Origin of the sequence: Actomonas spartinae, assembly GCF_051209155.1 — a bacterium.
Classification (GTDB): Bacteria; Verrucomicrobiota; Verrucomicrobiia; order Opitutales; family Opitutaceae; genus Actomonas.
Genome location: NZ_JBPJGB010000003.1, coordinates 142964 through 163665 on the forward strand (window position 1 = coordinate 142964; position 20702 = coordinate 163665).

The following is a 20702-nucleotide window of genomic DNA, read 5'->3' on the forward strand; positions in this document are numbered from 1 at the left end:
CTCAATCTCCCCACGTCCAGCCCGGAGCGGGATCCTCCGCGGCCGCCTGATCGCGTTCGCTGCCGCGCGAACCGGTCGCTCGCTGACGGGTTTTCCCTTTCAACTTGGCGAGTTCGATCGGACTCAGCGGCGGCTCCGGCAAAAACTGCTCCACTTGATCGAGCGCCCCCAAGGCCCGCAGGAGCGAAAGCCAGGTATCCATGGATGCCGATGCGCCGCCCTCGATGGCCCGCACGGTGCGCGGCGCGACTCCGGCCTGCGCCGCGAGCTCTGCTTGCGTGAGGTTCTGGTTCAGGCGCCGCCGACGTAGCCGGTCGCCAAGTCGACGCAGATACTCGTCGTTTCCGTTGTTCTGGTTATTTTGCATTACAGGATCTTTATTGCCGCTTAGTTCACTATCTCCCCTTTGTCGGCGTTTTTATGCCTTTAACGAAAACATTATTCAAGCTTTTAAGGCATTTTTTTACCGCTTAATCCTCCTGCGCCCGTTTCTCGGCTCTTTTCTGCCTTTAATGATACCATATAAGTCGGAATCTTTGGTCCCAACCACCGGTCAATCGAAGCAGGCCGGTCGTGCCGCCGAAATCGAGCTCGCCCACCTCATGACCTGCGATTGAGTTCCTCTCGTCCATGCCCCGCCCCGCGACTCATCGAACGGCCCCTGCCGAAACGGCGCTCACGGTCATTGGACTGCTGTCCCTCACCATCATAACCCTGTGGTATCCGGGCACCTCCCAAATGCACACCGGCGTCGGACGGGGTTTCTATTGGCTGGCTCTGCTCGTGCCCCTTGTGGGCTGCGCCTTACGTTTCGCCGCCACGCGGGACGGCCTCACGCTCCCACGAACTTCGACCCTCCTGCTGCTCCTGTTGGCCGCCCTCATCATCCTGAGTGCATGGTTTAGCCCGCACCGCGCGCAGGCGCTGCGCTGGTCGGCTCCGTGGCTGGCGGGAATCGCGTTGTATTTCTGGGCTTCCGTTGCCCGCCAAAGTGCGGCCCCGGCTGCCCTTAAAAAAACCGAACAAACGGCCGCGATTGCCGCGGTGTTGGTGGCCGGGGTGAGTTTAGCTTACTGGGCAACCGCGATGCTGAGCTTTGCCACACCGCCGCAGAGCCTCACCGAAGTCCTCAACTACCGCAACGCCGCCCCCCTCGGTCACGCCAACTATACTGCCGGACTCGTTGTGATCGGACTTCCGTGGGTGTGGCAGGCGGTGAAGTCCTCCCGCGGCGGCGCCCGCTTGGCTTGGGCGACGGGTCTGTTGTTACTCTTGGCCGCACTGTTTTCGTCCGGCAGTCGCGGCGGCATGATCGGATTCGCGGTCATCGTTACACTCGAGATCCTGGCCCTGCGCCTGCCACTACGCCGCCTGCTGTTCATCGGCGGAGTCGCGCTCGCCCTGGCCGCGCTGTTCGCCGTTTCCAATCCACGTATTCGCGACCTGCTTCGCCCCGACGCCGATCCTAACGCTCCACCCAACCTCAGCTCCGTGCAACGTCTGGCCATGGCCGAAGCCGGCTGGCACATGGGCTTGGATCGCCCGCTGCTCGGTTGGGGACTGCATACCACGCCGCTTATCTATCCGCGTTATCGCGGTCAGCTAGACGGGGGCACCGAAACCGTGCTGCAGCTCCACAATACCCCGCTCGAGATCTGGAGCGGACTCGGTGCCGTCGGCCTTCTGTTCGTGGGCGCGTTGCTCATCCTGGCGCTTTCACGTTGGCGCAGCCACCCCACGGCCGCGATCACGCTGGGGGGATTCGGTGTGTTCGCCTTGACCGACTATCAACTCGACGTGCCGTTCTTTGTCGCGGCCGTTGCCCTGGCCGGCGCCTGTCTCGCGCCGCGCTCAGGACCGCAGCTCGCAGCCATGCCCCGCGCCCGGGTCATCGGTCCGGCTCTGAGCGCCGGTGTGATCTTGATCGTCGCGCTTCTCGGCGCCCGCGACCCGGCTCCACGATTGAACGTCGAGGCCTTGCAGCGCGCAAACGCCCCGGGCGAAACCGCCGCCGCCATCGCCCAGCTCAGGGAGTCATTGCAACTGAATCCCACGCAGGAGATCGCACACTTCAACCTCGGTTGGCTGCTGATTACCGCCGCCCCGGAAGTCGCCGCACAACACTTCACGGTCGCGGCACACCTGGTGCCGGACAAAGGTGGGGTTTACCTCGGGCTCGCCCTCGCCCGGCTGAACCAAGCGCAACCCGAAGCCTGCGCCCAGGCCCTCGCGCTCGAGTGCCTCAACGACCCCGGTTTTCTCTACGCGCCATGGTGGCGACTGGAGCCCCTCGCCGCCCTGCGCGACCAAACCCGGCAGCGGCTCGCGCAATACCTCAATATTGCCGCGCAACAAACGCCACCACTGGAGCAGTGGCGGCAACACGGCTTACAGCGCCTGCGGGCGGCCCTGCCCCAGCTCGGTCAGGTGCCCGATGGGCCCGTGCGTCGTTTTCAGCGCGAACGCTCGGGCTATCCGGTCTTGATGCGCAATCTCGATCTGCCACCGCCACACGATGTGTTCACTGTCCAGGAGCTGGTTACGCCGCCCGACTACGCGACCACCCTTCCGGCCAAAGGTTGGTTGCCCGCGCCCCTGCTTCTGCGGTTGCTTCGAACCGATCCGTAGCCCGTTCTTCCCGCACTGCATGGCCGCCCCCAATCGCAACCCCCTCCGCGACTCGCTGCTGCCCGTTCTGCTGCTCATCGGCGACACGCTCGTCGCGTTTGCCGGTCTCTCGCTGGGTTATTGGCTGCGTTACGCCTCTCCCGTCGGCGGGCTCGGCATCTACGTGCCCGGGGCGACCTACGGCCTCTACCTGCCGCTGCTGCTGGTGGGCGTGCTGTTTCTGGTCGGGGCGTTTGCGCAACGCGGTCTCTATGACGGCCGCGTGCTGTTGCGCAAACAACACGCGCTGAACCTGCTCACGCGCGCGACGGTGTTCTGGGTCATCGTCTATCTCGCTTTCTCTCTGGTCATCAAATTTGAGCCGCCGATCTCGCGCCTCTTTGTGGTGCTGGGCGGGGCCTGCACCTTGTTGCTGCTGTGGCTTTGGCGCGAAGTGTTTTATCGGGTCGTGACCCGCGGTCCACTGCTGGCCCGACTGCGCCGGCGCGTGGCCTTGCTCGGCTGGAGCGACGGCGCGCTCACCCTCGTGGAGGACGTGGCTCGCGGAGACACTCACCCCTACCAGGTCGTTGGTGTCATTGGCGAAACCTCGAGTCAGGCCCCCGTCGCGACGCTCGGACCCGTTGACCAGCTTCAGTCTTTGCTCGAGCAACATCGCATCGACGTGCTGCTCGCGGCGCGGCTCGATTTCCCGTCCGATCAACTCGCCGGAATCACGGCGACCTGCGAACAAACCTACACCGAGTGGAAGGTGCTCCCGGCGGCGTTCCCAATCTTCCTCAGCGGCCTGCGGCTACAGACTGTCGGCAGCGTGCCGGTGATCGGCGTCGACGACCTCGCCATCGCTCGTTTCCTGAGCCGCATCGCCAAACGCTGCGTCGACATCGCCGGCGCGCTCAGCGGCCTGCTCATTTCCGCCCCGTTCATCGCGGTGCTGGCGATGCTCATCAAACGAGAGTCACCCGGCGGACCGATCTTCTTTCGACAGACGCGGGTGGGCGTCGGCCATCGCCCCTTCACGCTCTACAAACTCCGCAGCATGCAACCCGACGCTGCCGCGGCGGATGCCGCGCAACAGAGCACCCGCGCTGGCGACCCGCGGCTGCTGCGCATCGGCGCATTCATGCGCCGCTGGAACCTCGATGAATTGCCGCAATATTGGAACGTGTTGCGCGGCGACATGAGCCTCGTCGGACCGCGCCCCGAGCGCCCCCACCACGTTGATCGCTTGTCGACCCAGATCCCGCACTACCTGCCCCGCCATGTCGTCAAACCCGGCATGACCGGCTGGGCCCAGGTCAACGGTCTCCGCGGCGACACCGACCTCGCCGAGCGCATCCGCTACGACATCTACTACATCGAAAATTGGTCCATCTGGCTAGACCTCCAAATCATGCTCCTCACCTTCGCCCGCTGGCGCAGCGGCGTCTGATCACGAGGGGCAAAGCGCCAAATCCGCCGCGATAGCCTGCAACGTCACCAGCTGCTGGTAACGGCCGGAGCCGCGGCACCCCGGAGCCTCCACTTCCTGCATCATTTCCGCGCCGAGTCGCTGCAGTTGCTCTGGTGCAAACAGCTGCGCCAACCCACTGCCGTCGGCAAACACCGGATCGAGGCCCGCCAACCCGGCGCTTCGCACGGCCGTGACATCAAACGTGAGCGGCGCGTCTCGCAAATAGCCCGGCACCCAAGCGCCCAGTCCGGCCCGCCGCATCACCCGGGCCGCCAGGACGCCGACATTGAGCATCGGATTTGAGATGGCCCGCAAACCGTTGCTGTTCGAAAGCACTTGCGCGAAATCGGGCTGATGCGCGGCCAACATCGCCTCGACCACCCGACGGTCGTGCAACTGCTCGCGAGGCAGCCCAAGGAAGAAGTTCTGGTAGATCGGTGTCATGTGTGGACTGATCACCGGCAGGCACCACTCCAAGGTCCGCGGGTAGTAGGAGATAAACTGGCGCTGCCGTGTCCAATTATCGAATACAACCGCTTTCTGAAACGGTTCGCCAGGCGCTCGCTCAAACGCGGCGCGAAACCGGGATTCCGCCGCGTTGACCATCTCCCGATCAAACTTGGGCGACAAAGCGACGATGTCGGAAATCGACCAGCTGTTGCTCTGCGCGAATCGATGCATGGCCTTCGTGAGATTGGCTGACTCCGATTCGATCCCCAGCAGGGACTGGTGCTGTCCGGCGGGCACCCCGGTCATGAACCCGGAGGTCACCACGGCCGGCAGGTGGGCCCGCAGCGCGATTTCGAAAAACTCGAATTGATACATGCCATGGAAATGCAGCGCACCACCCATGGTCAGGCTCACCCTTCGCAATGGCGCACCTTCCAGAAACCGACAGGGCAACTCCACCCGCGACCAAGTCACGCCCGCCAACTTCGCCAACCGCCGCGCCGCTTCGACATCAATTGCCCCGGGCGGTCCGTAGGTGAACGTCTGGGTGCGTCCGCGGGCAGCCTGAGGCAAGCCCGCCAACACGAGCCGCGAATCGTAGCCGGAAGAAAGGGGCAACAGGATGCGTGGTTCAGCCTCAAAGGCGGAGGAAACCAACGCATGATTGAGGTCGGCAAAGGCTCGGGCGTTTTGCGTGAGGTTGCGGTGGTTCTCGGAGCTCGCCCGCAGCGTTTCCAGCGAGCGTTTTTGCAGCTCGAGACCTCGGAGCTTGAACCGATAGGTCGAATCAGGCTCCTGCATGCGAATGTGCTGAAACGCGGTCTCGTCCCAAATGTAGTGCGAGAACTTCAGGAAACCGAAAATTGATTCATAGCAAAGGTCTCCGGATCGGGAGTCTGAATCGAGCACCACGACCGGCTGCAAATTTGACACGCTGAGATGCCGCCGCCGCGAATAGTAGACCGGGATGGAGCCGGTGTAGTCCGAGGTTATGCTCAGCCCCGTCTCATCTGCGCGGATGCGCAGGTAGCGATCGCGAATTTGATCCGCCGATTGCTCCAGCCAGGCCGACCGAGGTTGGGACCGATGCGGCCCTACGATCCATTCCGCGCGCGCGCCTTCAGCGTCGAGCGCGTCGGACTTCAAACTCGACAGCTGTTCCCCCAGCAGCCGCAGGCGACATCCCCTCAACTCAAATTCGCATTCCTCCAGCGCGAACTCCTGCCGCACCCTATTCCAGTGCTCCAAGGCACGAAGATGCGCCGGCGCCTTGGGCGCCTGACTCGAAACGAAGAAAGCGATAATACGGGTTCGTGCTGCCATGCGGTCGCCAATAATCTCAGCCTTCAAACCGGCCGCACCCGCCGATGACCATGCCGTTTTGCGCGCCACAGCGCCAATCGCTTCCAGGTGCCAAACATGAGCTGCCACTTCCAGCGCGACACGAAGCTGGGCGCAAAATGCTTCAGGTAAACATCGCGATTGGCGTCAAAAATCGCCGTCGACATACGGTCATAGTCCTTCGCCACACTTTGCCCTTTGAGGTGCACGATCTCATGGCGCCCGTCATAGACCAGTCGGTAGCCGGCCTTGGCCACCCGCGCGCAGAGATCGAGGTCATCGCCATACATGAAAAAGCTTTCGTCGAAGATGCTGGGCACAGCCGGGTCCGCTATCTCCGTCAACACCGCTCGGCGCCCAAGCATAAAAGCACCGTTGATCGCCCCCACGTTGTAGGTGCCGTTGTCAGGCAGGTAGGTCAGGTTGTATCCAGCAAACCACTGCGAATTCGGGAAACGCGCCGCCAATCCGGTTGCCCGGCAGAACCCATCCCAAGCCGTCGGCATCGCCCGCCGACACGCAAGATCCATCGAACCATCCGACTGCACGAGCCGCGGGGTGATCAAACCGATCTCCTTTTCCGCCAGGACCCGAGCGACCAGGTGCTGCAAGGCCGGAGTGTTGCTGATAGTGTCCGGATTCAGAAACAGCACGCACTCACCGTCGCTGGCGTCGAAGCCGAGGTTGTTAGCCGCACCGAAACCGAGGTTCTCGCCCGGATCGAGTAAGGTGACCCAGGGAAACGAATCACCGACAAATTCGCTCGTGCCATCGGCCGGGTAATTGTCAACGACCACCACCTCGACGGCGCGGCCTTCGAGCTCTTGCGGCAACGATTCCAAGCAGGCGCCGATTTCGGCCCGGGATTTGTAGGCCACCACGATGACAGACAAAATCGGTCGCGCGGCACTCACGGGGCAAAATTGGGGTCAGAACAGGTCGGCACGTCTAACAGCTGTTTCAGCTCGGCGTAACGTGCGTCCCATGAATGAGCTTGGGCAGCGGCCCGCCGGGCGTTCCGCCGGGCCAACGTGTCCTCTGCCAGCGCACGCTCGACCGCGAGCGGCCACGTCGCAGCGGTCGACGCAAACTCCATGTGCTCCCCAAAACTCCGCGTCAGTTCCGGCAAAGGCGCCGCAACAACCGGACGACCGGTAGCGAGCACCTCATAGGTTTTGGCGGGCATCACGGCCTCGGTATAGCGGTTCTGCGCATACGGTAACAAGATCACATCCGCCTGTCTGATCCATTCGGCCAGATCGACATGCCGGACTTGACCGGGCAACTCCACGTTCGCGGGAAAGACGTGGGTGGTTTTCACCGGGCCGACCAAAATGATGCGCCAGTCCGGGTGCGCTCGGGCAATGGCCTCGACGACCGCAAAATCCAGGTGCTGCCGTAGCAGATGACCGTAATACAAGCAGGTCACCGATTCTCCCCGTGGCTTATCCGGCACATCAAACCGCTCCAACCACGCCCCGTGGGGCAACTGCACACACCTACGCGCCGCCGGCGCTTTGCGTTCCCACAGGGTCGCGCTGGGCACCAGCGTCAGATCGGACCGGCGCAACAGTTCCTTCTCATCCTGCTCCAGGCTCGCGGGAATGCCGGCCACTTCCAGCCAGTCATCCGTGCAGTCGTAAACCAGTCGGTCGAATTGGATCCGATCCAGCAACTGCAAGGCCGTCCGGGTTTGCGCGTAGCACACCACCAAGTCGAAACGATCCCGCAGTCTCCGGTCTCTGCGCAGCCATCGATTGAGCCGCCAAGCATTGATCGCCATAAACCAGCGATTTGTCGCAGGCAGCACCAAGGGGCGGGACAGCCACACCGGAGCAGATTCCGCGCGCGGCGCGGGCTTCGCGCGCAAATGTCGCCAAACCCGGCCGAGGTCTCGCCAGCCCGGTGCCCGCGTCCCCGCGAGTTCAATGAACCCGGCCTCGTAGTCGCGCGCCAGCAACGCGGTGAGAGACTGGTGCCGCTGCCAGACAAACGACCACGCAATGTTGGAAATAACCAAGGCCCGAGGACGTTTCACGACTCACCTCCCCGTCGATAAATCTCTGCCATCGACACCAACCCGTGCCGCCGCACCCGATCCATGTAGACCCCGAGGTTCCCGAGGAGGAAGCGAGCCCGCGGCCCCCACGCAGCCGTGCGCAGCGCCGTCGCCAATACCTGAGCCTTTTCGTGCCCGCCGAGTTCCTGTTGTTGCGAGAGCTGTCCACCGCGCAGCCGAAACCGCGCTACCGGCTCCGGCACAAATTCGCAACGCGCGCCACCGACCGCCGCGCGCCAAAACAAATCAAGATCTCCCGCCAAACGATACCGAGTATCCACCCCACCCACTTGTCCCCACAGCGAGCCGGACAACCAAGTTCCGGGTTGCGCCAATGCCACGGTGCCTCGCGCCAGCAAGGCCGCCAGATCCCCCCCGCGCCGACACACCGGCAACCATCCCCATTCACAGCCGCGCCCATTGAGCATTCCGACTTTGCCGTAAACAAGTTCAGCGCCTCGGGAAATCGCCGACCAGGCAGCGTGGGTCCCGGTCGCGATGAGGCGATCATCGTCGTTTAGCCACGTCACGGCCGCAAAGTCTGTCGCGTCAGCGGCCCCCTGTTGGATTGCCGCATAAAGTCCCGTCGCCTGCTCCGCTTGGATTTCCGCCTCTGGTGCCACGGACTGCATCGCCTTCACCGACTCCGCTGGACAAATCACGCGATGACAAACCCCCTCGCCCAGCGCCCGCACCGAGGCGACCGTTTCGGCGAGGAACGATGATTGTCCGAGCGTCGGCGTGATCACGAGCCACCGTTTCATGCCGCCAGACCTTTCCGTCGGCCCCGCCACCAACCAAGCAGGTGCGCCGACCAACGCCCAAGCCCGCCGCGCCAGGAAAACCAAATTCCGCCCACCCGATACCACGTCGATCCCAGAACCCCGTGCATCAGCGCTTGGCGCCACGCCGTCTGTTGGTCGCGCGCGACGGGCTTTGCTATCACGGCAGGATGCGCCGCCGCCACGGCCTCCCACCCCTGGATGTAACGCTCATAAAGCCATGTGCGCAGCCGCAACCCCATGATCCCGTATTCAATTTGTCCCGACGCAAACCGCCTTCCGCCCAACGGGTGAAAACGGGCAAAGTGAAACACCACCAAGGGGTGTCCGTCGACCAACAGCCGTTCCGGCGAAAACGCATAGCGGTGGGTCATCCAGTTCCACGGCGCGAGATTGATCCCGGGGTGGCGACACACCCTCACGCCAGCGAAGCGATCCACCATCTCCGTGAGATACCCTTGGTCCGCATAGCGCCCCGGCTCGACCCGATCAAAGCACCACTCCAAACACCGCTCACACCACCACCACAGACACGCTTTCGCCGCCGCATCGTTCCGGTAGGCCTGCACGCCAACGTTGAAGCGCCCACGCTCCTCCATCCACTGCAAATGAGGCGGGAAACCATGCTCCACCAACAGCACCGATCCGTCGCCGAGTTCCGTAACGATGGCCGACGGGTCGGCAAAGAACGCCATGTCCGCATCGACCTGCACCAGCACCTCGATCGCCGAATGCTGCTGCAACAGCCAACGCGGCAGGAAGGGCGTCAGCGTGAAAATGAATTCAACCGGCGACCGGCTCGAACGTGCGGCCGACAGCCCGGGATAGGTCGCTTCCAAATCATGGACGCGAACGACCTTAAGGTTCGGCTCACGCAGATCCGAGAGGACGGTCGCAGCCACCTCGTCCAATGCCAGCACCCACAGCACGGCGTCCGCATCCACCGCCCGCAAAGAGCGCCACAACGTCAGTCCCTGCAGCAGGTAATTTCGGTCGAAGGTGGTGCAATAGTGCCGCGGCATGGCTTAGCGCTCTCAGGTAACTCGCAACACCCGTTTCACCCGATTCCAGATCACGCCCGGGAGGCGAGCGCGCAATCGGCCCCGCAGTTCGCCGAGCGCGACATCGCGCAGCTTCACACATAGCTGTTCCCGATGCTCCGCCAAACCGGCCTCGGCCTCCGCCGCAGCCTGCGCCGGTTGATCCAACTCCATCGCCCATACCCAACGCAGCAATCGCTCCCGCAAGCCGACCGCTGCGTTCGCCGTTTCGTCGTCTCGCCGCAGGTAAACGACATTGGCCCACGCGGGGGCGGCGGGCCCGTATTTGCGCGCGAATTCAGCCTGCCGTGGCCCCAGCCATCGAGCCAGATCCGCCGCCTTGGCACGAAGGGTTGATTGGACCTCGAAACGGGCCAGCCACAGGTGCTCGTGCTCCATCGCGGCAAGCAGGGCGTGCAGTTTATCCTCACCTTGATAGGCATCAATCAGCCCGGGCTCGAACTCGGCTGCCAACACCCGCGCGCGCCACGCCGGAGGCAGGCTCAGCCATATCCGCAGATCGGTTCCCTGCGTGTCGCATTTGAGCCAATCCAACTGCGTGAGGCCGTGCGCCTCCAATCCATTCTTCAACGTGCCGGCGGGAAGGCTCTGGCGTCCGGTCTCCTCAAACAGTGGCGCAAACGCCCACGCGGCTAAACTGCTGTGATCAGGCACCAGGGTGCTCGAACAAAAAGGAAAGCGCGTGAGCACGAGCTCGGCTCGAGAGCGATCATCCTCGGCCACCACAATGTTGGGAATCGTGATCCACTCTCGGAAGGACGTCGCGTGTGCCGGTCGCTCGCGGGCATCGGGCTCGAAGCCGACGCCAATGGCGTAGCGCGCAATGCGCCGCCACGCCGGATGCAGCTCGCCACTGGCGCCTACATCCACCAGCACCGGCGGCGCGTCCCGCAGCACCGCATGGTCGAACACCTCGTCGTAGACCGCGCGCTTCACTCCGCCGCTCCTTTCAATCGCAGCACCAACCCCGTGCTCGGGAAATCACGCCAGCCCAGATCCCAAACCGCCGTCGAGGCATAGGATCGCTCGATTTCGTAAGTCTCGCCAATGGTCCTCATGAACGATTCACGATTGAGAAACCAGCAGGGATAGGAAGCGGAATAGATTTCCGGCGGCACGTGCTGCACCATCACCGTGTCGGGTAGGTCGTCCTGCAGCGCCAGATTGTGCAGGATCACCACCGGAATCCTCGCCGCGAGCAACCGCGCCAACATCGCGTGCGGATCCGGCAAATAGTTGAGCACGGTTGCCGCCAGCAAAACATCCGGCCTGGGCTCCGCCAAAGCTGTCTCCAATTGCGCGTGAAAACTCAGTCCCCCCTCCGCAAACTCGCGCTGTCCCACCTCGACAAAGTTTTCCTGTTCGACGACCCGCCAATCGACCACTTCCAGCCCATCCAGCTCCGGGCGGTGTTGCCAAAACAAAGAGCCCAGTCCGCCACCGAAATCCACCACCCGGAGCCGGCCCGCGTTTTGCGCCGCGACGGATTCTAATGTCGCCCAAACCTCCTCCTCGCGGTCGCGGTGCGCGAACAGACAGCCATCACGTTCATAGGCCGCCTCCCCTGCCTTCACCGCCCGCGCCGCCGCGCATACTTTCTCCAGAATGACCGGCGCTTCGTAGCCTCCGGAGATTCGCGCCGCGGTCGTCCAATCCGGTTGCGGCCCCTCAAACCAATGCCATCCCGTCAACACGCGCTTGGCTCGCCGCAACCGTTCCGGCACAGCCTGCTTCAACCAGGTCCGCACGCGTTTGGCCCGCCGTTGCCATGTCGGTGGGTATATCGCCCGCCACTTCGCCGCGCAATCGGGATGAACCGCGACCGCCGGCCAAGCGATCTCCGGCGCCGGGCAGGGTCCCAAGGCCTCGTCGGTCCAAACGCTGTCACCTGCCGCGTTGGTTGCATCCATTTCAACACCTTCGTGAACCACCAGACTTCGCGGCGGCCGCAGGCAAAGCCCATCGTGCTGCAGGTGGTGATACAGCCATCGCACCGCCCACAGATTGCGTGATTGCTCCGCCGCAGCCATGAGCGGCAGGTCCGCTCCCCAACGATCCGCCTGCCGTTCCCGAGCATTCACCTGCGCTCGCTTTTCGAGCGCGCTCTCGGCGGACATTCCCCGCCACGAACGGGCGTAAGCTCCCCACAGCCAACACTCCGCCCGGCCGTCGAAATAACAGGCGCCATTCGTGGCGGGAGCAACCCGTCGGTGCGTCCAGGCCGTGACGCTCATCACGCGACTCTCGGCCGCATAGTGTCGCAGCGCGCGAGCCATCCATTCGTAGGTGCCGGGCAGACACACGAGATCGTCTTCGATCACCATGAACGCTTCGAAGCGCGCCGCGACCGCCGACACGCCTGTGAGCACACTTTGGCCGAGGCCGAGGTTTTGCTCCCGCGCCGTGAGCTCCACTTCCGTCCAATCGATCGCACGCACCATCGCCCGCACTTCATCGACCCGAGACTGGTCCGCTGATCCTTTGGCCCCGTCGCAGAACGCGATCAGGCGCGGAACCCGATTCACCCGCAAGGCCGCCAAGGTTCGCCGCAAGCGCTCGGGACGGGCGTAGGCGAAAAGGACGACCGGGATTTCAGATGCCAAAGGGACCAAATCGCCGGCAGTTCACCCAGCCGCTGAACCCGCTGCAACGGCAAACCCATCGCCCCCACCCGGCGGCTAATTGCGCTTGCGCCCCGGGGGTGCATGGCTGCGCTAGGTCGCATCACCTCGCCGCCCCCGAATTATCCTGCCCCCGACGAAGACGACCTGCCGATCGCGGTGCCCACCGCCCGGCAGGTCACGCAGAATTTTCTGTGGTTGGCGGCCGATCGGGCGATCCGTTTTCTGATCAACTTCGCCGTCTCGATCGCGATGATCCGGCATCTCGGGCCGACCGACAACGGCTTGTTCGCCACCCTCATGTCGATTTTCACGATTGGCGCGGCCGCGACCGAATGCGGGGTCGAGAGTCTCCTGCGCCGCGATCTGGTGAGGACCGGCAACTCGGCCAACACCTTGATGGCCACGACGGTCGCGCTGCGGTTTGGCGCCACGGTGTTGATCCTGCCGTTCTGCCTCTGGGCGGCGCTGGCCGCCAGTGGTGACGACCCGGCGCGCTGGCCCCTGGCCACGACCTTGGCGGTGTTGCTGCTGCAACCTTGCTCCCTGGTTTTTGTAAGCTGGTTCAACGCTCGCACGGCCTCGAAGCACGCGGTCTGGGCGCAGACAGCCGGCGTCGCGTTGAGCACCGTCAGCCGCGCGATGCTGATCTTCGCCGGCCTGTCGGTCGCGTGGTTTGGGATTCCCATCCTGCTCGAAGTCATCGTTTCGAGCATCCTGCTCGCCTGGTTTTTTCGCCGCGAAGGCGGCACGTGGCAGCGGTGGCAATGGAACGCGAAAGTGGCGCGTGAGTTCTGGCGCGGGGGCTGGCCACTCTTGCTGACCAACCTCGCGATCCTGCTCTACACCCGTGTTGATGTGCTCATATTGCAGGCCATGGGCGACAGCTCCGTCGCTGGCATCTACGCCGCGGCCACCCGGCTGAGCGATCTCGCCACCTTGGTGCCCTTGCTCCTCATCACCTCGACCACTGCCGCGCTCACCGCCTTGCACCGGGATGACATCGCCGCCTACCAACGGCGCCTGCAACAACTGACCACCGGCGTCACCTGGTTCGCCATTTTGACGGCAACCGCGCTCACTGTTCTCGCCCGGCCCATCGTGCAACTGCTCTACGGGGAGGACTTCGCCGCCGCCGCCCCGGTGATGGCCCTGCATGTGTGGGGTGCCGTCTTCGCCGCGCAAGGTTCCGCCCGGGCACTCTGGTTGCTTCTCGAGGATCGGCAGCACTACGGACTGCTCTTTGTTCTGCTTGGCTTGGCCGTGAACCTTTCCCTCAATGTGACCCTCATCCCCGCCATGGGCGCGCAGGGGGCCGCGATCGCCGCGGTCGCCGCTCAGTTCACCGTCGCCTGGATCGCTCCGGCTCTGTTCGCCCCCACTCGTCCAACCCTGCGGCTGCTCATCGGCTCCCTTCTCCTCCGCACTCGCGCCTGACCTGCCCCATGACTCGCGTTTTATTGCTCGGTGATCTGGCCCCGGTGGATATCCGCCATGCTCACTTTGACGTCCAACTGCCCGACGGCCCGGACTTGGTTCTGGCCAATTTGGAAACCCCGTTGGACTGCGCGGATCTCGCGCCCGCCGTGAAAGCAGGGCCACACCTATGCGGCTGTGCGGCGGCGTTGGAAGGCGTGTCTGATCTCGCACCTCACGTTGTGCTCACGCTGGCGAACAATCATCTGGCCGACTACGGGGTTGCGGGAATTGAACGCACGCTGACCCGTCTTGCAGAGATGAAACTTCATGCCGTCGGAGCCGGAACTGACGGGCGAGCGGCGACTGCTCCCTTTTCGGTGACCACTCCCGACGGCCACCGCCTCGCCGTGGTCGCCGGGTCGGAGACCCAGTTTGGCACCTGCCATGAAAATTGTGGTGGCGTCGCTGCGTTGGATGACTTGGCCGATCGTATTCGCAATATTCGAACCGATCACGATTGCGTGATCGCCACCGTGCATGGCGGCGCCGAGGACACGGCTTGGCCGTCGCCTCAATGGCAAAGACGCCTGCGCGGTTTGATCGAAGCCGGCGCTAATCTGGTGCACGCACATCACCCGCACCACCGCCAAGGATTCGAGCGCTGGCAGGATGGTTGGATTCTTTACGGTCCCGGTCACACGCTGGTGAATCCAGCTCGATGGAAAGATGAACCGGATGGCACGTCCGGCTGGGGCTTTCTATTCGACACCCAACATCCGACCTCCGCGCCAAGTGCGACGCACGTGCGCTGCGGGAACATCCACGCCGGAGTCTCGGTATGCATCGCGCCCGTCGAGCCGCACACCGACTTTTCCTTCTACAACGCCCCGTTGCAGGACGCCCCCCTGCTGAATGGCCTTTGGCAGGAATATGCGTCAAAACTTTGGGCCGACTTCTATGCGCCCGGCCTGCTCGGTGGCGGCACCGCCCCGGCCAGAATCAAACACCATCTTCGCGAATCCCTGCGTCCGCTGTTCAATCCGGAATTCCCAGAACATCACTTGGCGTGGCTCTTCCACGTTTTTGCCAACTCCACTCATACCGAAGCCGTCACCACCGTCCTCGGCCTAAGATGTGGTCAAATCCCGGATCGACGTTCCGCAAAGTCGCGCGAACTCTATCGCTCGCTGAGCCGAAACACCTGACCTGACGACCTTATCCGGACACATTTCCTCAACCTCACCATGGCTCCGAAACGCGCCCGCCCCGCCCCATCTCCCGCACCCTACGCCGGCCGCCGCGTGCTCATCACCGGCGGCCTGGGTTTCATCGGATCCAACCTCGCCCGCGCCCTCGTCAAACAAGGCGCCAAGGTGACCATCGTCGATTCGCTCATCCCGGAATACGGCGGTAACCTGCACAATCTGCACGGCATCGCCGACCAAGTCACCGTCAACATCTCCGACGTGCGCGACCGCCACTCCCTGCCGGTCTTTCTCCGCGGTCAGGACGTGCTCTTCAACCTCGCCGGTCAGACCAGCCATATGGACTCGATGACCGACCCCGAAACCGATCTCGAGATCAACGCCCGAGCCCAACTATCGCTGCTCGAAGCCTGCCGCGCGCACAACCCGACTCTGCGCATCGTTTTCGCCTCCACCCGCCAGTTGTATGGAAAACCTCAATACCTGCCGGTCGACGAGGCCCACCCGCTGCAGCCCGTTGATGTCAACGGCATCAACAAACTCGCCGGCGAACACTATCATCTCCTTTATCATCAGGTCCACGGTGTGCCGACGACGATCCTGCGGCTCACCAACACGATCGGACCGCGCATGCGCATCAAGGATGCACGCCAAACCTTCCTTGGTGTTTGGATCAAGATGGCTCTGCAAGGAAAGCCGATCGAGGTCTGGGGTGGCGCGCAGCAGCGCGACTTCACCTACGTCGACGATGCGGTGTCCGCCTTCCTCCTCGCCGGCGCCAACGCGGCCGCCGTCGGCCGCGTCTTCAATGTGGGCGGCACCGCACCGGTTTGCCTGCGCGACTTGGCCGAGCAATTGACCAGCTTGGTTTCCGCTTCCCGCTTTCGAGTGCGCCGTTATCCATCGGACCGGCTGGCCATCGACATTGGCGACTACTTCGCCGACGACACCGCCCTGCGCGAAACGCTCGGCTGGAAACCGCGCATCAACCTCGGCACCGCCCTGCGGCGCACCGTCGCCTACTATCAAAAGGAGCTCCACCACTACCTATGAGCGGCGATTTCATTCCGGTGGCCAATCCCGGCGCCACCATCGCCCCGTTCCTTTCCGAAATTCAGGCGGCCATGGAGCGCGTCCTGCGCGGCGGTCGCTTCGTGCTGGGTCCCGAGGTGGATTCCTTCGAAGAGGAATTTGCCACCGCCTGCGGTGCGTCGCACTGCGTCTCGGTCGCCAACGGCACCGATGCCGTGGAACTGGCCCTGCGCGCGGTGGGCGTCGAACCTGGCGATGAAGTCATCACCGTGGCCAATACGGTCACTGCGACCATTTCCGCGATCACGGCAATTGGCGCAAAACCCAGCTTCGTCGAGATTGACCCACTCACCTTCGGCATGTCGACCGACGCGCTCGCTCAGCGTCTGCGGACCAAACCGGCCAAAGCCATCGTGCCCGTGCACCTTTACGGCCATCCGGTCGACATGGCGACCGTCTGCGCGCTCGCCCAAGAACATGGCGCCAAGGTCGTCGAAGACTGCGCGCAGGCGGTCGGCGCCGCGTGGCAAGGGCGCCAAGTCGGCACTTGGGGTGACGCCGCCGCCTTCAGTTTTTACCCGACCAAAAATCTTGGCTGTCTCGGTGACGGCGGTGCCGTGCTCACCCGGCATCGCGATGTAGCGGACCGACTTCGTTCGCTCCGGCAATACGGTTGGGCTGAGCGCTATGTGTCGCAGACCCCCGGGCGGAACAGTCGACTCGACGAGTTGCAGGCCGCGATCCTGCGAACGCTTCTGCCTCGTCTGCCGGACTTCAATCAACGTCGTCGCGAAATCGCTCATCGCTACCACGAGCGCTTGGCGGGATCACCCTTCGCCCTCCCATCCGAAACGCCGGACGCTCGGGCGGTTTACCACCAAGTCGTGATCCGGACTGTGCAGCGCGATACGCTGCGCGAACACTTGCAGCAGTCCGGCATTGGCACCGCCGTCCTTTACCCGGTGCCAATTCATCGGCAACCCGGACACGCCCAAGTCAGCGTCTCACTCCCCGTCACCGAAACGGCCGCCCAGGAGCTACTCTGCCTCCCCATCTATCCCGGCCTCACCGACGAAACCGTCGATCGGGTGGCCGCAGCGATCTTGTCTTGGACTGCCGCGGTTTGAGCCCGGCGCGCGGTCAACGACTCCCGCGACTCAGGTCTGGGCGGGCAGAGGTGTCCTGCGCCTCCGTTCCTTTTTCCAGTTTCTCCCGAAACTCCGCCATACGGCGTTTCTGTTCTTCCTTCTTCTCGCGATCGTTTTGAAGACGAATTTCGTTTTCGGATGCCATACCAGCACCGAACAACTTCCGCCAAATCGGTTCCCGTGTCCTCCCCTGAAAATCGCCTCACGCCGCCAGGGCGTGGCCGTGGCTGGCGGGGGCGAGCGGGCGGCTGCCGGCTTCGTGGTGCTGCCACAGGATGTCCCGCACACGGCTCAGGTCGCGCACCGGCAGATCGGGATCCAGGCTGTCGAGATGCGAAAGGCAGGCGCGGGTAGAAGGGAAACCGAGCCACTCGAGCACCGCATAAAGCGTGCCGCGCTCGCGGACCACGTTGAGCTCGGCCCACTCCGGCAAGGCATCGCGCAGATCGGAGTGCGCGGCGACCAGCAACGCCACAACCGGATGTTCGAGAAAGTCTTCCGTCAAAGCCGGAGTGTAGGCCAGCGCCGTGAGCGCGTGCAGGCGATGAAACGAGAAGCGTTCGATGATCTGCGCCCACTCGCTCGGGCAGAACTCAAGGTAGGCGCTCCACTGACGTTTGGTGAGCGTAACCGCTCCCGTGCAGAACGAGTCACTGCGGGCATCCGGCGTGTAGGGGCGCCAGAGACCCGGCGCGACCTCCTTCTCAAAAGCCACCTCGGGCCACAGGGTGACCCGGTAACGCACGCCGTGGTAAAACCACGTGAGCTCCGGCGAGGCGTGAACCGCGGCGTTCGGCTGACGGCGACGGGAAGAAGTGGAGGTGCGGGACGAGGAGGAACGGCGGCGAGTGGTGAAGTTCATGGCGCGCATCCTACCCCCAGGGGTGAGACATGGGTTGTCCCATGCTAAAAAATCTTTCAAAAAAAGGCATGACGTCTCCCGACTCCGGTTTTCGCTCCCGCTTCTCCGTCGAACGCATGCTGCGCATCCACGAACGCCTGAAGGACGGCGCGGCGCTCAACTGCACGCGCCTCGCGAGGGAAATGGAGGTCTCCCGCAAAACCATCCAACGCGACATCGACCACATGCGCGACCGCCTCGGGCTCCCCATCGAATACGACCGCGCCGCCCACTCCTACGCTTACACCGAAACGGTCGAAGCCTTCCCCACCGTGCAAATGAGCGAGGGCGACGCCGTGGCTCTCTTCGTCGCGGAACGCGCCCTCGAACCACTGCGCGGCACCCCGCTCTTTGACCGCCTGCGCGCGACCTTCGACAAACTCACCTCCAACCTCAAGGGAACCATCGATGTCACGGCCGACGACCATGCCGCGGTCTCCTTCCGTCATTTCGGCGAGGGTCGCACCAACCCCGCCGCCTTCGACGCTCTGCAAAAAGCCCGCGACCAACAACGCGAGGTGACCTTCGCCTACCAGAAGCCTGGCGGCCACGGCTCCGAGTCCCGCCGCGTCCGGCCTTACCATCTCACCCACCGCGACAACCTGTGGTATCTCGTCGCCCACGACTGCGCGCGCGATGCGATCCGCACCTTCGCCCTGCCCCGGATGAGCGACGTGCAGCTCACGCGCAAAACCTTCGACCTTCCGGACGACTTCGATCCCACCGCGTTCTTTGCCTCCGCGCTTGGCGTGGTGGAGGGAAAGGGGGACTACGCCATCGTCATCCATTTCTCGGCCGAGGTCGCGCACCGCATCGAGGAGCGCGACTGGCACGAATCGCAGAAACTCAAACGCCGCCGCGACGGTTCGGTCGAACTTCACCTTCGCCTTAGCTCGCTGGGCGAAATCGAACGTTGGGTGCTCGGCTGGGGTGACCAAGCTGAGGTGCTCGCGCCCCCCGAACTCCGCGATCAACTCGTCGCCACCACCGCGGCCATGGCCAGCCGATACCGGGCTTGAATCCCTCAGCCTTGCGGTGCCCGGCCCGAAGGCCTATCGGAATACAATCCCGTTTGCCCCATGTTGCCCCGTTCCGTTCTCGCCTCCACCGGCCTTGCCCTGGTCTTCCTCTCCTCGATCGCTGCGGCCCAAGATGACCCGTGGCTAGAACTCGATGCCCGCCCCAATCCCGCGTGGTGGAGCGACGCGAAGTTCGGCCTGTTCATCCACTGGGGCCCCTATGCGGTGCCGGCATTCTCCGCCCCCGGCGAATACGCCGAATGGTATTGGAACGCTCTCCGCAACGAGCGCCGCGGTGACCACAACATTGTCAAAACCTTCCATGATCAAACTTACGGCGTCGACGCGCCTTATCAGGACTTTGCGCCGCAGTTCACTGCCCAGTTTTTTGATCCCCAGGCCTGGGCCGAGCTATTCAAAAAATCCGGAGTGCGCTACGTCGTGCTCACTTCGAAGCACCACGATGGTTTCGCGCTCTGGCCGAGCGCCGATGCCTCGCGCACTTGGCAGCAGCCGTGGAACGCCGTCGAGATCGGTCCGCACCGCGACCTCCTGGGCGACCTCGCCACCGCAACACGCGACGCCGGCCTGAAATTCGGCATCTATTTCTCCCTCTACGAATGGTTCAACCCCCTCTACCTCGAGGCGCCGGAACGCTTTGTGAGCGAACACATGGTGCCTCAGTTCAAAGATGTCGTCACCCGCTACGCCCCGTCGGTGATTTTTTCGGACGGCGAATGGGACCACCCGTCGGACTTCTGGCAGTCCACCGAGCTGCTTTCGTGGCTTTTCACCGAATCGCCGTCGTCCGCCGACGTCGTGGTGAATGACCGTTGGGGCAAAGAAACCCGCCACGTTCACGGCGGATACTTCACGACGGAATACGGCTCCGGCATGGCCGACGCCACGCACCCGTGGGAGGAGAATCGCGGCATGGGCCACTCCTACGGCTACAGCCGCACCGAGAGCCTCGATGACTACACGACCGGCCGCGAGTTCGTCCTCATGCTCGCCGACATCGTGAGTCGCGGCGGCAACTTCCTGCTCAACATCGGGCCGACGGCGGACGGCCGCATCCCGGTCATCATGCAACAGCGACTGACGGAGATTGGCGACTGGCTGGCGATCAATGGCGAAGCGATCTACGGCACGCGCACCTGGACGCGGTCCGCCCAGTGGAGCGAGGGCCTCGTGCGCGACCAGGAACGCGGCCAATACAAGTCCGGCTACGATATCCTCAAACTCACGGTCGACCCAGACCCCGGTCACGCCGTGAAAGAGTTGCTCTTCACCCGCAAGGGGTCTGACCTCTTCGCGATCTGCCCCGCCCTGCCGGCAAAATTCGTGCGCGTGCGCGACCTCAACCTGCCGGTCGACGCCACAGTTACCCTGCTTGGCCACGATGGCGGGCTGGTTTGGCGAAAGGATGGCGCCGATATTGTGATCGACGTGCCCGCCCTCGACATCTCGCGCGAAGGCGGTCGAGCGGCCTACGTATTCAAGCTCGCGGGCGCCTTGGCTGACTGACGCGGCTTTCTTCCGAACATAAAAAAACCCGCGCTTGCATGAGCGCGGGTCGATGA

The 20702-nt window shown here is 63.7% G+C and carries 17 protein-coding genes; 8 read left to right on the forward strand and 9 right to left on the reverse strand.

Annotated elements, in window-relative coordinates; genetic code table 11:
* Position 1 precedes the first annotated feature (1 nt).
* The gene (locus AC0MRV_RS15595; protein WP_472765424.1) at positions 2-367 is read right to left on the reverse strand and encodes a helix-turn-helix domain-containing protein; all 366 of its coding nucleotides are present in this window, start codon (positions 365-367) and stop codon (positions 2-4) included.
* Between the two features lie 263 nt (positions 368-630).
* Here AC0MRV_RS15595 and AC0MRV_RS15600 point away from each other — a divergent pair, with 263 nt between their 5' ends.
* Both AC0MRV_RS15600 and AC0MRV_RS15605 read left to right on the forward strand, forming a co-directional pair.
* Entirely contained in the window at positions 631-2628 is a 1998-nt protein-coding gene (locus AC0MRV_RS15600; protein WP_472765425.1) for an O-antigen ligase family protein, read from the forward strand.
* 19 nt (positions 2629-2647) lie between these two features.
* The gene (locus tag AC0MRV_RS15605) at positions 2648-4060 is read left to right on the forward strand and encodes a sugar transferase (RefSeq protein WP_472765426.1); all 1413 of its coding nucleotides are present in this window, start codon (positions 2648-2650) and stop codon (positions 4058-4060) included.
* Here the strand turns inward: AC0MRV_RS15605 and AC0MRV_RS15610 are convergent, their stop codons facing one another.
* Genes AC0MRV_RS15610 through AC0MRV_RS15640 form a run of 7 tightly spaced genes read right to left on the reverse strand, consistent with a single transcriptional unit; the run spans position 4061 to position 12377 of the window.
* Positions 4061-5854: a hypothetical protein gene (locus AC0MRV_RS15610; RefSeq protein ID WP_472765427.1), complete on the reverse strand. Its 1794-nt coding sequence runs from the start codon at positions 5852-5854 to the stop codon at positions 4061-4063. It lies immediately after the preceding gene.
* Positions 5855-5877: 23 nt separating this feature from the next.
* Complete coding sequence (locus tag AC0MRV_RS15615; RefSeq protein ID WP_472765428.1) at positions 5878-6786, reverse strand: glycosyltransferase family 2 protein; 909 nt, start codon at positions 6784-6786, stop codon at positions 5878-5880.
* Entirely contained in the window at positions 6783-7910 is a 1128-nt protein-coding gene (locus tag AC0MRV_RS15620) for a glycosyltransferase family protein (protein ID WP_472765429.1), read from the reverse strand. Before AC0MRV_RS15620 ends, AC0MRV_RS15615 begins: the two co-directional genes overlap by 4 nt.
* On the reverse strand, positions 7907-8695 hold the full coding sequence (locus tag AC0MRV_RS15625) for a glycosyltransferase family protein (protein ID WP_472765430.1): 789 nt from the start codon (positions 8693-8695) through the stop codon (positions 7907-7909). The genes AC0MRV_RS15620 and AC0MRV_RS15625 overlap by 4 nt, the downstream gene beginning before the upstream one ends.
* Entirely contained in the window at positions 8692-9735 is a 1044-nt protein-coding gene (locus AC0MRV_RS15630; RefSeq protein ID WP_472765431.1) for a hypothetical protein, read from the reverse strand. The genes AC0MRV_RS15625 and AC0MRV_RS15630 overlap by 4 nt, the downstream gene beginning before the upstream one ends.
* A 12-nt stretch (positions 9736-9747) precedes the next feature.
* Positions 9748-10710, reverse strand: coding sequence for a hypothetical protein (locus AC0MRV_RS15635; protein WP_472765432.1), 963 nt, complete (start codon positions 10708-10710; stop codon positions 9748-9750).
* A complete protein-coding gene (locus AC0MRV_RS15640) occupies positions 10707-12377 on the reverse strand; it encodes a methyltransferase, TIGR04325 family (RefSeq protein WP_472765433.1) in 1671 nt (556 codons plus the stop codon). The genes AC0MRV_RS15635 and AC0MRV_RS15640 overlap by 4 nt, the downstream gene beginning before the upstream one ends.
* Positions 12378-12479: 102 nt before the next feature.
* Between AC0MRV_RS15640 and AC0MRV_RS15645 the strand changes: the two genes are divergently transcribed.
* Genes AC0MRV_RS15645 through AC0MRV_RS15660 form a run of 4 tightly spaced genes read left to right on the forward strand, consistent with a single transcriptional unit; the run spans position 12480 to position 17178 of the window.
* The gene (locus AC0MRV_RS15645; protein ID WP_472765434.1) at positions 12480-13832 is read left to right on the forward strand and encodes a flippase; all 1353 of its coding nucleotides are present in this window, start codon (positions 12480-12482) and stop codon (positions 13830-13832) included.
* Positions 13833-13876: 44 nt separating this feature from the next.
* Entirely contained in the window at positions 13877-15019 is a 1143-nt protein-coding gene (locus tag AC0MRV_RS15650; RefSeq protein WP_472765435.1) for a CapA family protein, read from the forward strand.
* A 39-nt stretch (positions 15020-15058) separates the two neighbouring features.
* Complete coding sequence (locus AC0MRV_RS15655; protein ID WP_472765436.1) at positions 15059-16072, forward strand: NAD-dependent epimerase/dehydratase family protein; 1014 nt, start codon at positions 15059-15061, stop codon at positions 16070-16072.
* Positions 16069-17178, forward strand: a complete 1110-nt coding sequence (locus tag AC0MRV_RS15660) for a DegT/DnrJ/EryC1/StrS family aminotransferase (protein ID WP_472765437.1) — start codon at positions 16069-16071, stop codon at positions 17176-17178. Before AC0MRV_RS15655 ends, AC0MRV_RS15660 begins: the two co-directional genes overlap by 4 nt.
* 223 nt (positions 17179-17401) lie before the next feature.
* On the opposite strand, the gene AC0MRV_RS15665 is transcribed toward AC0MRV_RS15660, so the two are convergent.
* Entirely contained in the window at positions 17402-18061 is a 660-nt protein-coding gene (locus AC0MRV_RS15665) for a hypothetical protein (RefSeq protein ID WP_472765438.1), read from the reverse strand.
* A 68-nt stretch (positions 18062-18129) separates the two neighbouring features.
* Between AC0MRV_RS15665 and AC0MRV_RS15670 the strand changes: the two genes are divergently transcribed.
* Positions 18130-19119, forward strand: coding sequence for a helix-turn-helix transcriptional regulator (locus AC0MRV_RS15670; protein ID WP_472765439.1), 990 nt, complete (start codon positions 18130-18132; stop codon positions 19117-19119).
* Positions 19120-19179: 60 nt separating this feature from the next.
* On the forward strand, positions 19180-20646 hold the full coding sequence (locus tag AC0MRV_RS15675; RefSeq protein ID WP_472765440.1) for an alpha-L-fucosidase: 1467 nt from the start codon (positions 19180-19182) through the stop codon (positions 20644-20646).
* Positions 20647-20702 lie beyond the last annotated feature (56 nt).

Coding starts and splice junctions, on each gene's coding strand:
- AC0MRV_RS15595 (WP_472765424.1), bottom strand. CDS start 367: ATGCAAAATAACCAGAACAACGGAAACGACGAGTATCTGCGTCGACTT.
- AC0MRV_RS15600 (WP_472765425.1), top strand. CDS start 631: ATGCCCCGCCCCGCGACTCATCGAACGGCCCCTGCCGAAACGGCGCTC.
- AC0MRV_RS15605 (WP_472765426.1), top strand. CDS start 2,648: ATGGCCGCCCCCAATCGCAACCCCCTCCGCGACTCGCTGCTGCCCGTT.
- AC0MRV_RS15610 (WP_472765427.1), bottom strand. CDS start 5,854: ATGGCAGCACGAACCCGTATTATCGCTTTCTTCGTTTCGAGTCAGGCG.
- AC0MRV_RS15625 (WP_472765430.1), bottom strand. CDS start 8,695: ATGAAACGGTGGCTCGTGATCACGCCGACGCTCGGACAATCATCGTTC.
- AC0MRV_RS15630 (WP_472765431.1), bottom strand. CDS start 9,735: ATGCCGCGGCACTATTGCACCACCTTCGACCGAAATTACCTGCTGCAG.
- AC0MRV_RS15645 (WP_472765434.1), top strand. CDS start 12,480: ATGGCTGCGCTAGGTCGCATCACCTCGCCGCCCCCGAATTATCCTGCC.
- AC0MRV_RS15655 (WP_472765436.1), top strand. CDS start 15,059: ATGGCTCCGAAACGCGCCCGCCCCGCCCCATCTCCCGCACCCTACGCC.
- AC0MRV_RS15660 (WP_472765437.1), top strand. CDS start 16,069: ATGAGCGGCGATTTCATTCCGGTGGCCAATCCCGGCGCCACCATCGCC.
- AC0MRV_RS15665 (WP_472765438.1), bottom strand. CDS start 18,061: ATGAACTTCACCACTCGCCGCCGTTCCTCCTCGTCCCGCACCTCCACT.
- AC0MRV_RS15670 (WP_472765439.1), top strand. CDS start 18,130: ATGACGTCTCCCGACTCCGGTTTTCGCTCCCGCTTCTCCGTCGAACGC.
- AC0MRV_RS15675 (WP_472765440.1), top strand. CDS start 19,180: ATGTTGCCCCGTTCCGTTCTCGCCTCCACCGGCCTTGCCCTGGTCTTC.